Here is a 15,668-nt window from a genome sequence, read left to right on the forward strand (position 1 = left end):
TGGTCGGCCCCCACTTTTCGTACCAGAGCGATGAGACGCTGGCTGGGTAGGATTATGTTGGTTGGGTTATGGTTTGCGGGAGTGCTTGGTGCAGTGAGCCCGTAGGGCGAACGGAGCCAAGCACTGCCTTGGTTTGATGCCAGAGTTTGGCAAAGGCGTCGGGGGATATAAAGCCCAAACGGCTGTGCGGATGCTGGCTGTTGTATTTGCGTCGCCAGTTTTCGATGACGACGCGCGCTTCGGTCAGGGAGAGGAACCACTCCTGCTTGAGGCACTCGTCCTGCAGGCGGTTGTGGAAGCTCTCCACGTGAGGGTTTTGCCAGGGCGAGCCCGGCTCGATGTAGAGGGTTTTGATGCGTTTGGATTCCAGGTAGTCCTTGGTCGCCGTAGCGATAAACTCCGGCCCGTTGTCGGAACGGATGTGCTCGGGAGCACCGTGCTTGGCGATGGCTTTGTCCAAGGCCGCGACGATGTCGGCTGACTTCAGCCCGCGAGCCACCGTCAGGCTGATGCACTGGCGGGTAAACTCGTCGATCAGACTGAGCACCCGCAGAGGCGCTCCATTGTCGGTGCGATCCGCCACGAAGTCCCAACTCCACACGTGCCGCGGATGCGTCGCCGCGGTCGGGATCTTGCCGGTGGACTTGCCCTGACGCCGTTGCCGGGGGCGCGGCGGCTTCACGCCCAGCCCTTCAGCCCGGCGTACCTTTTGTACCAGCTTGCGGCTGACCTGCCAGCCTTCGTTGGCCAGCAGCGCTCGTACGCGACGATAACCGTAGCGCGGGTTGGTCCGGCTCACCGCGATGATCGCACGCACGAGGCGAACCATCTTGTCGGTGGCGGTTTTAGCCCGGTAGCAGAAGCTCGACCAGTGCAGACGAAGATACCGACAGGCGGCCCGTAACGAGCACGTTCCCGACTCGGCCACCTCGCGCACCGCTTCGCGCTTGTGCCCCGGGCTTACCATTTTTTTGCGTTTACCTGCTCCAGTACTTTGATGTTCAAAAGCTGGTCGGCCACCAGTTTCTTCAGCTCGGCGTTCTCGCGCTCAAGCTCCTTCAGACGCTTCACATCGCGCAGCTCCATCTGTCCGTACTTGCTCTTCCAACGATGGAAGCTCGCTTTGCTCACATTGTGCTCGCGGCAAACATCGTCCACGCTGCGGCCTTCGTCTGCCTCGCGCAGGAGCGCCACGATTTGCTCTTCGGTGTATCTCTTTCGTTTCATACTTCTGGTCGGGTTCTACCCGCCAGGGTCTCAAACGCAATGGTACGATTCTAGGAGGTCACGCCAGATCAACCCACGCTACGGTTATCGGCGGGTGGACTAGGCCAGGTGTTCTTGCAACCAGTGGTAATAACTCTTGAAATCGAATATTAAAGAGTCGCCCCATCAACCCAACTACCATCAACATTTAATCCACGAACAACTTCCGGGACTCCAAAATTAGAAGTTTGCATATCAAGATGAAGCATATGCACCGCATGCCTACCTAATAATTCCGCATTAGAATCAATACCTGCTATTGTTCCATCTGCATTTACCAAATCCAACGAGATAAAACCAAGCTCATCAGGGATGGAAACGCCACATTGCAGAAGCAAGCTGAATACATAATTTGCGCCCAACAAAACATCCGGTTTATAAGTAAACAACCATTTCTTCAACTCGTTCAAATCAGAATCTTGCTCCAAATAGAAAACTGGAATTCCAACACTCTTGGGATGATAAGCTTGAACCTCGACAAGATAACCCGCACGCCAAAGATTCGCAGAGAGTACATCATAAGTACGGCTCATAATCAGTCCAGGTACACGATAGCCGTGATGCCTTAGGTGATGAAATGCCAGTCTCACACCTTGATATTCATCCGCACTTACATAATTAAATCTAGGCAAGATTAATGCAGAACGATGAGCCACAACAGCGAACTTATCCCACTCAAGTTTTATGCGCGTTCTAGGTTTACGCTGATGCGGTAACACAATACCTCGAATGCCTCTAGTAAAAATAATTTGAGACATGCGCTTTGCAGTCATCTGCTTCTCTCCTAGCCAAAAATCTTCAATATTGTAACCAAACCGAAGCCCCTCATCCACCAAACCTTTGTGCATTTTTTGCAAAAAAAATGACTCCTTCCAACCATCACGCGTAGGCCAAGAAGTGACAAATCCGATAGCTGCTTTTACGACATGATTTCCTTTTCGATAATTACTCAATGACGATAAAGCTGGATCTGGCACATATCCCATCTCCTCAGCTAACGCCTTGATTCTTTCGCGTGTGGCTGAAGAGAGATTGCCTCGCCCCCTCAAAGCCATGGAAACCGAAGCGACACTCACTCCTGCAGCTTTTGCAATATCTAAAAGAGTTACACGCATACCTCACAATCAATATGTAACGAAGGCGTATACTCAAGAAGCTTTTGCGCGTGCAGACTAAAATGCCCCGGGATCAACGACATTGAAAGCACAATGCCGAGCAGTCTTGCAATCTACACATGACGTAGTTCGACGTTTCTCGACAAGCTCGTCATCTAAGCGATTAAAGGCAGGGGTAACTGCGAATCAAAGCTTTACAACGTTCATTTGGTTATCGCCTTCAGGATAATATCCGCGTAAAGACGATGACCATAATCATTTGGATGATTTACACCATTACCTGAAAGAGAAAGGTAACCTTTCCGATCAACGAGGTAATTCCACACAGAATAAACGTCACAGAACGCGACATCATTCTCATCGCAGTAGACCCTCATTGCTTGGTGAAATGGCTGGCGCCTATCCATTTTACTCATAGACCAATCAGGGTTAGGAGTGATACCTGATACGACCAAAAACTCAGCATCGGAGTCCGATGTTTTGATAGCATCAATAATCCTCGATAATGTAATCACAAAGTCGCGTACAGACATATCGCTTGAGGCATCGTTCATTCCGAATGCAATGATAACTAAATCTGGGTTCTCTTTCACAACAGAACCGACTTGGGATTCAGCCCAAAAAATATTTTTTCCGCCTACCGACAAGTTCGCCACTTCAATACTTGACTTGCATTGCGAACCCAAACGATTGGCAACAAGTTCTATATACGGAGGCTGGTTCGGGAAAACGGGAGTCGTTGCCGAAGCATTCGCACCATGGGATATACTGTCACCTAGTAGGACAATTTTGACAGTCGAAGACTCCGCCAATCGTTGATTAAACCGCTGGAGATATTTACACTGTGAACTCGGCAACGGACCATCCCAATCGCTCGAAGTGGTATACGTCACATTTACTTGCTTTGAATGAAACGTATCCCTCTCTCCGTATTTTATAAGTCGACCTACTTCAATATGAGGCTGAGTACCACTTGCAGAATCAGTGGGGTAAACCTCAGACTCGTCGAGGTGCAGAATTTTGCCTTTAATCGAAATTGAACGACCATTAATTGTAAACATACCGACGTCATACTCAACTGTGCCATTTACTGCACGAACAGAGATAATTTCATCAGGTTCAAATAGCAAATTTGCATAATATCCCCCGCTGGTATCTTCTCGAAACAGGACGGTTTCGTTTTGGATTAAGGAGCCTTGCTCCCACACTGGCAGCGATTGACCATTATCGCAAAGACTTGATCTAACGTCCAAAGCAGAGCTTATAGAAAACATACTTAGCATAACAGCAATAAATGTTAAATTATATTTATACATAGGTCGTTCATCAGATTCACTTCCAGCGATACCTTCGATCTGCATCTGCCCAACCATCTGAGAACACTCCAGACCTAGGACTGGACTCTGGCACAAACGTAGCAACAGAAGCATCTACCATAACAACATTTACGAGGTGTGAGCCGTGATCGCCATGCCATGATGTCGTGTTCCACGTAAAGCCGCGAGGATCCTGATACATTAGAGTCTCGCCATACAGAATAGTTCTGGATGGATACTCAATGTTAATAAGCTTAGGACCCTCCCCGACAATAAAACCAGCATCACCATTAAAATATAATGCTTGGTTTACCGCATAACTCGTTTTCTGGTAATCATAAATTCCAGTCTGCCATTCTATGTCACCGTCGCATAAGAATACGTCTGAATGTAGATCCAGGTATCTATTCAGAGGCGCATCAGGGTACTTCTCACCGCCATAAGATGCCCAGTCCTGCGACATCATTGGTGCGAGTGATCCGCCACTCTCGTTAGAATAAGTTAACGTTGCTAAAGCAACCTGCCTAAGATTGTTTTGACACTTCACACTACGTGCTCGACTGGAGACTTTACCCATAGCTGAGATGATGATTGCTGCTAGAATCGCTATAACTGCAATTGAAACGAGCAGTTCTAAAAGCGTAAAAGCTGAATAACGATGACGACTGATGGTGTACGTTCTCATAAAATGTCGTGCATGTAACTATGTGGAGTACAACAGCCACTCACAAGTCGCCAGCGAGTTAAACATTTAACTTAATGGGACTCTCCGAAGAAAGACGATCTCCCGCAGAATTAGATTTGAAAAAAGCAGACCCTGCGACGAGACCTCGTCAACTGAGCGCAGGTAGCTCGAATATCCGGAGTAACTGCGGCTTATCTCTCAATTCAAGAGTTCCAAGCAGATATTGTGAATTGGTAAATATCCTGAGATTTCAATCACTCTATTTCCAACACCAGTTCCGCCCATTCATCAGGACGATGGAATGCGATGACAGGATGAGAAGCACTAGTCGAAAGGATAAGCGCATGATCACTAGCAGCATCATAACGACAAAAACTTCCTCTTAGGCGCAGCCCCTCTGAAAACCTCTCCAATCCAAGAACCTCCGGAGGTATTGCCATCGAGACTTTCCATCCGTTCTCTGACCGCGTTACATGGCTTGAAAATCCCACAGGGGCAACGAGCATCTCCTCAAAGGCCAAGGGGTCCGCTTCTGGCGAGAGTTGACCTTGGACATTTGGCTTGGCAACATGCATCCGAAAGTGATTAGGGGTAACGTGCAATTCAACATAATCGTCTCGGCCCTCGATCATGAGGAAAGCTTCAAAAACATCCCCGAGTTCCCACATCCTCTGGTTGTCTGCAGTCGCGGCACTCATCACGTCGGAATCAGTTAGCTGCGCATTGACAATCAGGGCGTCAGAACGCCAACTCAGCTCCACTATAGTGGGTTTAAAATTCGCGTCTAACTCATTGTTCCATGGCTGAGCGAGATTTAAAAAAACGGACGAGTTTTGTGGAATCGACAAAGCCATGTAATGGTTACTAGGCAGTATGGAGCACGCTCCTAGAAAAAATGCTACGATACAAAAACCAGTTGAAAGATGATTAATTCTGACCATGCAGGTTGTTTTTAATTTTATAAATAGCTTAGACAGTCTCAATCTGCCCCCTGTTTAAGTCAGGGGGAGAATCCAACTCTAATACGCAAGGGTGTGATGCAAATATGAGTTTCACGTATATGTGTGGTTCGGCACAAGGACATAGTACATTGTTCTCAACTCTCTGATTTATGCCACGTAGCCTACGAATCGAAAAAGAAAATTGGGTCTATCGGAAAGTTATTCCAAGGGTGGCGTGACCTCCTAGAACCGTACCATTGCGTTTGAGCCCCTGGCGGGTAGAACCCGACCAGAACATGAAGCGAAAAAGATATACCGAAGAGCAGGTCGTGGCGATCTTGCGTGAGGCAGACGAAGGCCGTAACGTGGATGATGTGTGCCGCGAACACAATGTGAGTAAAGCGAACTTCCATCGTTGGAAGTCTAAGTATGGGCGACGTGCCCCCTGAATCCGGCCATAGCCCCATCTGGTGTTTTCGACCGCGAATTTCAAGCAAAGCTCTCGAATCGCCTCCATGCGGCTCTGCCCGGCGGTCTTTACCCTCGTCTTGGCCGTGTATTTGAGCTGCACGAACCGGCGGTACCACGCATAAAGGGTCTCGGGCTTCACGAGGCTGGCGTACTGCATCAACTGCGCCCAACGGAGCTTTCTGCCCTTGATGGCCAGATTCCGGCGCTGGGCGTTGGTCAACCGAAGCTTCTTACCCGTCGCGTCGAACTGCTCCTTCAAAACACGGTTTTCTTCCAGCAGGTAGTCGATCACCAATTGCTGGCGACGGCCAATCCAGCCCGCCATGAAGCCTAGAAACGTTGTCAGTTGCCTATTCAAGGCCGCACTTGTATCAATCCCATAAATCGCTGTCAACCGGCGGGTTCGAGTTACTGACCCTAAAAAGCGTACCCCCACGGCTCAACATTTCACGGCACAATCTTGACTTGAACAAAATTTTGCTCATCGTGTAGTAGTGGCCTTTGAATGGGATGAGAACAAGAACGCGATCAATCAGGCAAAGCACGGCATCAGCTTTCAGGAAGCCCAACAGCTTTGGGACGATGCCGGACTGATTGTGTTGCCTTCGCGCTTCCCGGACGAAGACCGCTTTTTGGCCATCGGAGCCATTGATTCAAAACACTGGACAGCAATTTTTACCGAACGCGGGGAAGACATACGCATTATCAGCGTGCGTCGTGCCCGCCAGAACGAAAGGGACCTCTATGAGCAGCACCAACCGCGATAATCTCGAAGAACGCTTTGACGATGGCGAGGACGTGCTCGGCTATTTCGAGACCGAGAGCGTCTTGAACATTCACCGACTTAAGGAGTTGTCTGCTATCGTGAACCTTTCCGCTCTGGCGCGGGAAGCGGGGATCAACGTGCACACCCTACAGACCAAAATTAAGCGCAATACTCCCCTCAGCGGTAAGGAAACTACTGCCCTGATTAAAGCTTTGAGGCGCTTTCACCTTGCGGCTGTTGCGTAATGCTTTCGCCTGCCCTCCCAAGACAATCGCCAGCTCCAGCGGTGTGGCATCGGGGAACGACTTGAGGAGATTCAGGGCGTGATAGGCCCATTTCTTGCCGAGGCGAAGGCAGAGGGCATCCATTGACTCGCACCCGAGGATGTGAGCGAGCTGGGCGACGAGCTTACGCCACTCCCTGCCGGTATCGAGCCATGCGAAACTTTGTGAGACGGCACGCCAGCCCCGCGAATAGCGGACCATGCGAGCACCCTTGAATTGCTCGCCCCGGAACTGGCTGCCCTTCTCCAGGTATTTGCCGACGTACTTGGCAATGCCTTCGGCGTTGGAGCGGATGGGCAGGAGTTCGCACCGGCCAAAGCCGTAGTGTCCGGCCACTTCTCGCAGGTGTGCCCAAAGGTGACGCAGTTCAGGGGAAGCCGTGGAGGCGTATTGCTTAAGCAGCGCATAAAAACGGGCAGCCTTGCCGTTGGTGCGGTATTCGTTCTGACACTCCCGAAAAGCCGTAAAATCAAAGCCTGTGCGAATATCCGTCTGGCAGACAACCACCAGATGGTAATGCACAGCCCCGCGTTTCTGGGGTTCGACCACGACAACCGAGGCCTCGAAGTTCTTGCCAAGGATGTTTGAGCGGAACGAATTGAAGTGGCGTTGCGCTTCGCGAAAGTCTGTCACGTTGTCGGCAAAGGTCAGGGTCAGGAAGCCCAACCGTTCGAGCCTGAAGTGATTGGCCATGTACTCGATATTCTTTTCCAGCGCGAAGTTCTTTTTGAGTTCACCCTGAGTGGGGGGACCAAAGCGCTGCTGTGTCCCGTCCGGCAGGTTGAGCCAGATCCGTTGCCCGTCAAACTTGTGGATCATTTCCGGCGGGTGCGGTCTCAGCGCATGGGCTACCTCTGTTATTGAGTTGTTTTTCTTTAGACAAGGAAGGGCGGCTGCGCCGCCCTCGGGGCCGCCGGGCAGTGCGGGCACGCCCTCCGGCGTGCTCCGCACTGCCCCGTCGGTCCCCGCGGGAGCTTGACAGCGATTCCCCTGCTCAATGTAATCAGCACCATTCGAGAGGTTTTCCACTTCCGATGTTTGCCCTTCGCCGTGTTGCCGCATGGCGGGGGCTTTTTTGTGGGGGCTCAATGGGCACCTCCCCCGGTTGGCGGGTGATCGTCACAGGCTGGGCCTAGAGCCAGTCCCGCCGCCTGTTTCCGCGCTTGAGCAAGCGAGCCTTGAGGCACGCTGTCTTGCTCTACACGGGGCGGCTCCCCCTCGGCCCGACCAACCTCGACCAGCGCGAGAATCGACCGCCGTATGTGTGCCGGTAGGTCCGGCCATGCGTTCAGGACCTCGGCCAGCTCACCGAAGAATTTACCTCCGTCGAATATGCCGGGAGCGGCTTCGGGAGTTAACGCATTTCCCGAATTTTTGTTATCCCCTACCCTCGAATGGCTTGCGGAACCACGGGCGTGGGTTCGAGTCCAGTAACGACCACCATTTTGGTGGATAGCCTCGGGGCCGGAAAATGCGGCAGTTCAGTTATGCGGCTCTCATCCTTGATCGTAAGATGTGTCAGGCGGGCCTAATCCCGCCCCTTGTATCCAAAGAAAGATAGGGTAATCAGCTAGAAGCAGGCAGCTCGCTTACCGCCAGAAGGTGCGGGCTATGGAGACTCCGCCCCCTGGCCGAGCTGAAGTTTGCGGTCGGCGCGGGCTTTGGCCTTGAGCTGGTCCTTGAGCTGGAACTCCTCGGCCATGGCTTCGAGGTCTTCGAGGTCGGGCGGGACGGTGGCGATGGCTTCCTCCATCGTGGTGATGCCAGAGCGGACTTTTTTCAGGCTGTCCTGATGCAGCGTGTACATGCCCGTGTACATGGCGATGCGCTTGATCTCGGCGGTTTCGACTTCCTTGTTGATCGCCTCAATGAGCAGTTCGGTTGTCTGCATCAGCTCGTGGATGCCGATTCGGCCACGGTAGCCCTTGCCGTTGCAACTCGGGCAGCCGGTGCGGTTGGCGCGGTAGATGTTGCCGTCGCCCTCCTTCCAGCCAAGCGCCTTGCCGAGGATGTCCAGCTCTCGCCCGACCGGCTCGTAGGACTGGCGGCAGGTTTTGCAGACCCGGCGCATGAGCCGCTGGGCGCAGACGCAGACCAGCGAGGCCGAGAGCATGAAAGGCTCGATACCCATGTCCGTCAGACGGGCAATGGTGCTCGGGGCGTCGTTCGTGTGAAGCGTGCTGAAAAGCATGTGTCCGGTCAGCGCGGCCTCGACCGCGATCCCGGCGGTTTCCTTGTCGCGGATTTCCCCGACCAGGATGACATCTGGGTCCTGACGCAGGAAAGAGCGCAGCGCGTTGGCAAAGGTGAGCCCGATCTTGCGCTGCATCTGCATCTGGCAGAGCCCATTGAGCGTGTACTCGATCGGGTCCTCGGCGGTGCGGATGCAGATTTCGGGCGAGTTGATCTCGTTGAGCGCGGAATAGAGCGTCATCGACTTACCCGAACCGGTGGGGCCGCAATGCAGGATCATCCCGTAGGGGCGCGTAATCAGGTCGCGGTAAATGGTGAGGTTTTCCTGCTCAAAGCCGAGCGCCGTCAGCGGCAAAGTCGATTTGGTCTTGTCAAGGATACGCATGACCGCGCCCTCGCCGTGGTTGAGCGGGGCGGTCGAGACGCGAAGGTCGATATTGATCGGCTTCTTGGTAAACTGCTGGAAAACGATACGCCCGTCCTGGGGGAGGCGTTTTTCGGCAATGTCGAGGTTGGACATGACCTTGAGGCGGGCCAGCAGCGCCCCGGCCACTTTGGGCGGGAGGGTGAGTTTTTCGTTGAGTACGCCGTCCACCCGCACGCGCACGCGGCAGCTTTTTTCCGAAGGCTCAATGTGGATGTCACTGCCACCGGAGTAGTAGGCATCCTCGATGATGCGGTTGGCGAGCTGGATGATGGGGGCGGACTCCTCGGCGTCGGCATCGTCGTCGATCTCGGACTCGGCCATCGAGAACTCGATGTCGAGCGCCTCGACCACATCACCGAAGCCCTCGGCTACGTGGATTTCGGGCGTGTCGTCTGATTTTAGGTGGTGCAGGATGTCGCGCTCAATGGCCAGCAGGGCGTGTACCTTGCGCCGTGTGATTTCCTGCACCCGGTTGCGAACGGAGAGGTCGAAAGGGTTGGCCAGAGCGATGACCATGTAGTCGCCGACCACACCGACGGGGAGGATTTTGTTCTCCTTACAAAAGTCCTGATCGAGCCTTTCGAAGGTCCGATCATCACGCCGGTAATGGTGAGCGTTAAAGGGGCTCAGCCCGCAGGCCTGGCTCTTGGCCACCAGTAATTGGAACTCGCTGATCTCAAAGTCCTTCATCAGGAGCTTTTCGACTTCGTCGCCGGAGAGCTCCTTGTCGGTATGGATGATCTGGTCGGCCTGCTGCTGGGTCAGGCGATTCAGGTCCTTGAGATTGTTGACGATCGCGGCCTGGATGCGTGCAAGAGCCATGAGATGCGGGGTTGAAGAGGTTGGAGGCCTAGGCGGACGGGCTCAGTAATTCGGGATAAAGCAAACCGAGCTCATGGGGCTTGCGCGCGGCGGAGGCCAGGGCGGGCTCGACACCGAGACGCTGGAGGAGCTTGCCCAAATCCTCGTCGGAGTCCTGAAGCATGAGCGTCAAAAGCGCATTCTGCTCGCGGCGCAGGTATTGCTTCAGCGTCAGTATATCGCCGTCCGGAGCTGTACGCCCCAGTCGGGTCAGGATAGCCGCAAGCTGAGCGCCCGTTACCGGGCCTTCCTCGGCCAGGGCAACCGTGCGCCGGATCACATCCGAAAGCTCACGGTAGTTACCCGGCCAATCATAGCCGAGCAGGCATGCCAAGGCGTTGCCGGAGAGATTCGCGCGCCCCGGACGAGCGGACTTCTCAGCGTGCGTGCGCAGCAGGTACTGCGTGTAAACGGCCAGGTCGCTCAGGCGCTCTTTCAGCGGGGGCCAAACACTGTGCTTTTCCAGTAAAAGCTCTTTCAGCTCGGGGTTGATCCTGGGCGATCCCTCGAAGAAAAGCGATTCATCGATCAAATGGACGAAAAGGAAGGGCTCGGGCACTTCGCGAAAGACATCTACCCAGGCCTCCTGCCGTTCGAAGCTGGCCTGCGCATAGCCGGACACGCCTACCACCGGACTGAAGCCCGGTTGCAGTCCGCGCAGGTAATCCCGCGTGCGCACGGAAACATCGGAGGCGACATCGACGAGGATGAGGCGGTCCGCCGGCTGCTCCTGCCAGCGGGAAATCTCTCGCAGCAGCAGCTCAAACTCGACTCCGGACGGGGCCTGGATAAAGACATGGGCCTGCTCGCGGGACGAGAGCCAGATCTCATCCAGAAACATCTGCATACCCGCGGACTCGTCCGCCACATAGCGGCTGTCATTGGGGTAACTGCGCACGTAGCTGCGCCCTTCGCGGTCGGCCACAGCGTCCTGCTGTGCGGCCTGGAGGCTTTTTTGGCGGTGAAATTCCTCTTCCGCCAAAGGCTGAACGAAACGCTTCACGTGCCCGAGGAAGTGCTGGATGTCGATGGGTTTTTCCAGCACCAGGGTCACGCTCATATTGGCGACCTTGACCAGTTCGGGTGTGTTCATCAGGCCGGAGACGAGGATCACGGGCAGGTCGGGATTGATCTGGCGGGCCTTCTGGAGGAAGTCCGCTCCGTCCATGACCGGCATCTTGTAATCGGAAATCACCAGGTCGTAACCATGTTCCTGCAAGGCCCGCAGAGCCACCTCTGGCTTGGTCGCGGAATCGACGAGAAAGTGATGCTGCTCCAATAGGGAATGCAGCATTTTTGCGTAATTTTCTTCGTCGTCGAGTACGAGTATCTTCTGCGGCATAAGAAAACCGTGTGTCGCGGGATAGAGAGGTATCTTACGCTGTCTTTCCCGCGTGGCAAGTGCCCAATGTCCCGAAACCGTCAATCTGGCTTCGGGACACGACGAAAGTCACTGCAGGGAGACTTTCGTCGCGGGAAAAGGCACGACGGAAACAGGCCATGACCGAACCACGCTGCTCGCACAACTTTTCTCGCAACGCTCCCGAGAGTATCATTAGTCAAGTTCCTGGTATAATTTGGGGGTGCCAACTCAGTTTGGATGCTCCTCTGGGATTACTGCCTTCAGCGACGCTGAAGGCAGTAATCCCAGACGCGATGCGGCAGCATCGAAAGTGCAGACTTCGTCTGCTGCGGGGTTTGGGGCGCACAGCCCCCAAATTTAATGCATGAACTTGCTACGGAACACTAGCCGAGGAAGGCCGTCAGCGGGCTGGTGGGGACAGCCTTGCCCGACTGTGGTCCGAGACCCATCTCATAGGCGGCCCGACCGGCCTCGACGGCGTCGGCAAAGGCCCGTCCCATGCGGCACGGGTCCGAAGCCACCGCAATGGCGGTGTTGACCAGTACGGCGTCGGCCCCCATTTCGAGAGCGGCGGCGGCGTGGGAAGGTGCGCCCAGTCCGGCGTCCACCACGACGGGCACGCGGGCCTGCTCAATGATGATCTCGATCTGCGCACGGGTTTCCAGCCCCCGGTTCGAGCCAATGGGCGAGCCCAGCGGCATGACCGCCGCACAGCCGATGTCCTGCAGGCGGGCGGCCAGCACGGGGTCGGCGTTGATGTAAGGCAACACGGTCCAGCCCTCGTCCACCAGCACCTTGGCCGCCTTGTAGGTCTCGACCGGGTCAGGCAGCAGGTAGTTTGGGTCGGGGTGGATCTCCAGCTTGATCCACTGCGGCAGGCCCGCCGCCAGCGACAGCCGCGCCAGGCGCAGGGCCTCGTCGGCGTCCATTGCCCCGGCCGTGTTGGGCAGGAGCAGGTAGCGGTCGGGCTCCAGAAAATCGAGGATGTCCGCGAAGGGATCGGCCTTGGCTTCAAGGTTGGCTCGCTTGAGGGCGACGGTGACCAGTTCGGACCCGCAGGCCCGCAGCGCGTCGCGCATGGCCGTGTTGGAGGAGAATTTGCCGGTGCCGACCAGCAGGCGGGAGTTAAAGCTCCGGCCCGCGATCTCAAGCGGTTGGCAGGATAAGGATTCTTTTGTCATTGCTAATGGCCTTCGATGGGCAGCTCAGGGCATGTTCGGACCGGAAAAACAAACATTCAAGCCTGCAAAAAATAATCCGCAGGTCTGTTATCCCAGCCTTGTCTCGGGCTGCCAGATCCGTGAAAGATTAGACTCTCATGGAGAAAAAGCAAGAGGGTCTGCGCATAACCTGGCTCAGCGTCTGGATGAATATCTCGCTGGGGGCACTCAAGTGTGTAGTCGGCTTTTTCGCGCACTCCTCCGCGCTCATCGCCGACGGCCTGCATTCGCTGGTGGACCTCTCGACCGACGTGGTGGCCCTCTTCGGCCTGAAAATGGCGGCCAAACCCCGCGACGACAACCACCCCTACGGCCACCACCGCTTTTCCAGCCTGTGCTCGCTTTTCATCGGGCTGGCTCTACTGGGCTTCTGCGCGGGGTTGATTATCAGCTCTGTCCACGAACTGATCGACGGTGACGCCACCGACCCGACCTGGCCCGCTTTGGCGGCGGCAGCAGCCTCGCTCGCGGCCAAGGAGTGGCTCTTTCTGCGCACCCGCAGCATCGCCCGCAGGGAAAAGTCCCGCCTGCTCATGGCCAACGCCCTGCACCACCGCACAGACTCGCTTTCCTCGGCCCTCGTGCTCGTCGCGCTGATCGCGATTCTCATCGCCGGACCGCAGTTGGCCTTCCTTGACAAGCTCGTCGGGATCATCCTCGGCGGCTGGCTCGGCGTGGAGGCGGTAAAAATCATCGCCCAGACCTGCAATGACCTGCTCGACGCCGCCCCCTCCCGTGAAGTTATCAACGACATTCGCGAGCACATCCTGCCCGTACCGGGCGCGGTCGGCTACCACCAGTTCCGGGCACGCCGGGTGGGTGACATGATCGACGTAGACCTGCACCTGCAAGTCAATGGCAGCCTGAGCGTGGACGAAGGCCATGAAATCGCCCGCCGGGTCCGCGAGAACATCCTTTCCCGCCACAGTGAAGTCATTGACGTTCTGATACATGTGGAGCCAGACAGCGAGGAGCATCTGCGCCAGTACGGAGTCTCCGACCTCGACCAGTCCGACAAGCCCGTGCCATAGGAAGTCCCCCGGCACCCGCCACTCCGTGCCTTTTTGTCCTGAATCCGGCAAGTTCAGCGTACCTCCCGGGCGCAAAACGAGGCCTTTACCTCAGGAGGAGAATGAAGCCTTCGCATACTTGCCAAAGGCGGGCTTTTATGCCATTCTCATGGAACTTTCTCCCCTCGTTAAGGTTCTCTTACTCTAACCGATTGCTATTGTTATGGAGACTCCACCCGCTGATCAGGTTCTGGTTGCCCGCGTCAAGGACGGCGACAACGGCGCCTTTGGTGAAATCGTGACCCTCTACTGGGACCGGATTTTCGCCCGCGCCTTCCAGCTCCTCAAAAACCGCGAAGACGCCGAAGAGGTCACGCAGGACACCTTTATCCGTGCCCAGAAAGGGCTCGAAAATTTCCGTGGCGATTCCGCCTTTTCGACCTGGCTTTACCAGATCGCCACCAACCTCGCCCACAACCGCTACTGGTACTGGTGGCGGCGCAAGCGCAGCGCGTCCTTTTCCCTGGATCAGAATCTGACTCAGGACAGCGACGCCACCCTGGCCGATGTCCTCCCTGCCGAAGGCGAAGACCCCGGCGAAGCCACGCTGACCCAGGAGTTCGTGGACCGCGTTTCGAGCTGCATGCAGCAGCTTAATGAAAAGCACCGCGAAATCCTCGTCCTGCGCAACGTCCACAACCTCTCCTACGAAGAAATCGCCGAAGAGCTGCGCATCAGCGTAGGAACGGTTAAAAGTCGCATCGCCCGCGCCCGCGAAAGCCTCCGCGAGCAGATGGGGAGTGATTTTAAATGACCGACAGCCGCTTTGAGCAGCTAGTCAACCTCTACCTCGACAAGGAAATTTCCCCCGAGGGCTTTGCTGCACTCAAAAAGGAACTGGCCAGCAGCGCCGAGCGCCGCGCCACCTTTCAGCAGTACCGCAGCCTCCGCGCCGCCGAAAGCCAGATCATCCGCGACAGCTATGTGCCCGATCCGGCTGACGACATCATCCCCGAGCCCTCACGCTCGCAAAAGCTGTTCGCCTACCTGACCCAGATCGGGGGGATGGCGGCCGCCGTGGCCCTGTCCGTGGGGGCGTTTATTTATGTGACCCGCAGCGACTCGCTCCAACTGGACACCATCGCCCGCGACGTCTCCCAACTGCGCGACAAACTCGACGCCCGACAGATCGTCGTGGTGATGGAGTCGGCCCCGTCGCGTGAGCAGCTCATCCAGCGGCTGATGAGCCTGAAAAACAGCAACCCGCACGCCGTCGTCGCCACCCGTATAGGTGAGCAACAGGCTTGGGTCGTGACCCCCGTCATGAAGTATGAGGTGGTCTCGCAAAATAATCCCTTTGCCGTGCTCGAAGCCGGCCAGCCGGCTTCCATTGAGGAAATGGCCATGCGCATGAGCTGCCTGCGCCAGATGGCTGAACTGCCCGGCACTTCAGCCACCATCACCCTCCCCGCCGAGGAACAGATGATGGACTATCCGCCACTCATGGCCTCGTCTGAGGGGTACTGATAAAAGGCTTTTCAGATCAAGCTTTTCAACAGGAAGCTCGGAAAAAACGCAAAGAAAGACAGGAGGCATCCCATTCCTGACTTCCCGGCCTTTTTGTTAAATCCCTGATTTATCAAGTCTGCTTGGAAGTGGACTCACCCAACCGACACGACCACTTATCTCCGTGCCTTTGTGCCTCCGTGTGAGCCTCTTCATTCGACCACCCGGTGGCTTACGGGGCAAC

At 55.5% G+C, this 15,668-nt stretch carries 15 protein-coding genes; 4 read left to right on the top strand and 11 right to left on the bottom strand.

All coding sequences use genetic code 11. The features are described from left to right. Positions 1 to 52 precede the first annotated feature (52 nt). The 7 genes from H5P28_RS03155 to H5P28_RS19685 form a co-directional block, all read right to left on the bottom strand. Positions 53 to 967, bottom strand: coding sequence for an IS3 family transposase (locus H5P28_RS03155; protein ID WP_185673678.1), 915 nt, complete (start codon positions 965 to 967; stop codon positions 53 to 55). Next, the gene (locus H5P28_RS03160; RefSeq protein WP_185673679.1) at positions 961 to 1,227 is read right to left on the bottom strand and encodes a transposase; all 267 of its coding nucleotides are present in this window, start codon (positions 1,225 to 1,227) and stop codon (positions 961 to 963) included. Before H5P28_RS03160 ends, H5P28_RS03155 begins: the two co-directional genes overlap by 7 nt. A gap of 149 nt (positions 1,228 to 1,376) precedes the next feature. Next, positions 1,377 to 2,381 (bottom strand): LacI family DNA-binding transcriptional regulator, encoded by a 1,005-nt coding sequence (locus tag H5P28_RS03165; protein WP_185674265.1) that lies wholly within the window; start codon positions 2,379 to 2,381, stop codon positions 1,377 to 1,379. A gap of 203 nt (positions 2,382 to 2,584) precedes the next feature. Further along, on the bottom strand, positions 2,585 to 3,742 hold the full coding sequence (locus H5P28_RS03170) for an SGNH/GDSL hydrolase family protein (RefSeq protein WP_185674266.1): 1,158 nt from the start codon (positions 3,740 to 3,742) through the stop codon (positions 2,585 to 2,587). Next, the gene (locus tag H5P28_RS03175; RefSeq protein WP_185674267.1) at positions 3,714 to 4,382 is read right to left on the bottom strand and encodes a type II secretion system protein; all 669 of its coding nucleotides are present in this window, start codon (positions 4,380 to 4,382) and stop codon (positions 3,714 to 3,716) included. Before H5P28_RS03175 ends, H5P28_RS03170 begins: the two co-directional genes overlap by 29 nt. A gap of 254 nt (positions 4,383 to 4,636) precedes the next feature. After that, a complete protein-coding gene (locus H5P28_RS03180) occupies positions 4,637 to 5,236 on the bottom strand; it encodes a DOMON domain-containing protein (RefSeq protein ID WP_185674268.1) in 600 nt (199 codons plus the stop codon). A gap of 295 nt (positions 5,237 to 5,531) precedes the next feature. Continuing rightward, positions 5,532 to 6,152 (bottom strand): hypothetical protein, encoded by a 621-nt coding sequence (locus H5P28_RS19685; RefSeq protein WP_246455694.1) that lies wholly within the window; start codon positions 6,150 to 6,152, stop codon positions 5,532 to 5,534. A 136-nt stretch (positions 6,153 to 6,288) separates the two neighbouring features. Between H5P28_RS19685 and H5P28_RS03190 the strand changes: the two genes are divergently transcribed. Further along, a complete protein-coding gene (locus tag H5P28_RS03190) occupies positions 6,289 to 6,561 on the top strand; it encodes a BrnT family toxin (protein ID WP_185674270.1) in 273 nt (90 codons plus the stop codon). Positions 6,562 to 6,706: 145 nt separating this feature from the next. On the opposite strand, the gene H5P28_RS03195 is transcribed toward H5P28_RS03190, so the two are convergent. The 4 genes from H5P28_RS03195 to H5P28_RS03210 all read right to left on the bottom strand — a co-directional run bounded on the left by H5P28_RS03195 (position 6,707) and on the right by H5P28_RS03210 (position 12,869). Continuing rightward, a complete protein-coding gene (locus H5P28_RS03195; protein ID WP_185674271.1) occupies positions 6,707 to 7,663 on the bottom strand; it encodes a rolling circle replication-associated protein in 957 nt (318 codons plus the stop codon). Positions 7,664 to 8,453: 790 nt separating this feature from the next. Continuing rightward, positions 8,454 to 10,286 (bottom strand): GspE/PulE family protein, encoded by a 1,833-nt coding sequence (locus H5P28_RS03200; RefSeq protein WP_185674272.1) that lies wholly within the window; start codon positions 10,284 to 10,286, stop codon positions 8,454 to 8,456. Positions 10,287 to 10,314: 28 nt separating this feature from the next. Continuing rightward, the gene (locus tag H5P28_RS03205) at positions 10,315 to 11,667 is read right to left on the bottom strand and encodes a sigma-54-dependent transcriptional regulator (RefSeq protein ID WP_185674273.1); all 1,353 of its coding nucleotides are present in this window, start codon (positions 11,665 to 11,667) and stop codon (positions 10,315 to 10,317) included. Between the two features lie 404 nt (positions 11,668 to 12,071). Further along, positions 12,072 to 12,869, bottom strand: coding sequence for a thiazole synthase (locus H5P28_RS03210; RefSeq protein ID WP_185674274.1), 798 nt, complete (start codon positions 12,867 to 12,869; stop codon positions 12,072 to 12,074). A 137-nt stretch (positions 12,870 to 13,006) separates the two neighbouring features. Between H5P28_RS03210 and H5P28_RS03215 the strand changes: the two genes are divergently transcribed. The 3 genes from H5P28_RS03215 to H5P28_RS03225 all read left to right on the top strand — a co-directional run bounded on the left by H5P28_RS03215 (position 13,007) and on the right by H5P28_RS03225 (position 15,445). Continuing rightward, on the top strand, positions 13,007 to 13,939 hold the full coding sequence (locus tag H5P28_RS03215; protein ID WP_185674275.1) for a cation diffusion facilitator family transporter: 933 nt from the start codon (positions 13,007 to 13,009) through the stop codon (positions 13,937 to 13,939). 202 nt (positions 13,940 to 14,141) lie between these two features. After that, complete coding sequence (locus H5P28_RS03220; RefSeq protein WP_185674276.1) at positions 14,142 to 14,732, top strand: RNA polymerase sigma factor; 591 nt, start codon at positions 14,142 to 14,144, stop codon at positions 14,730 to 14,732. Beyond that, a complete protein-coding gene (locus tag H5P28_RS03225; RefSeq protein ID WP_185674277.1) occupies positions 14,729 to 15,445 on the top strand; it encodes an anti-sigma factor in 717 nt (238 codons plus the stop codon). Before H5P28_RS03220 ends, H5P28_RS03225 begins: the two co-directional genes overlap by 4 nt. The last annotated feature ends 223 nt before the right edge of the window (positions 15,446 to 15,668 follow it).

Source organism: Ruficoccus amylovorans (genome assembly GCF_014230085.1).
Classification (GTDB): Bacteria; Verrucomicrobiota; Verrucomicrobiia; order Opitutales; family Cerasicoccaceae; genus Ruficoccus; species Ruficoccus amylovorans.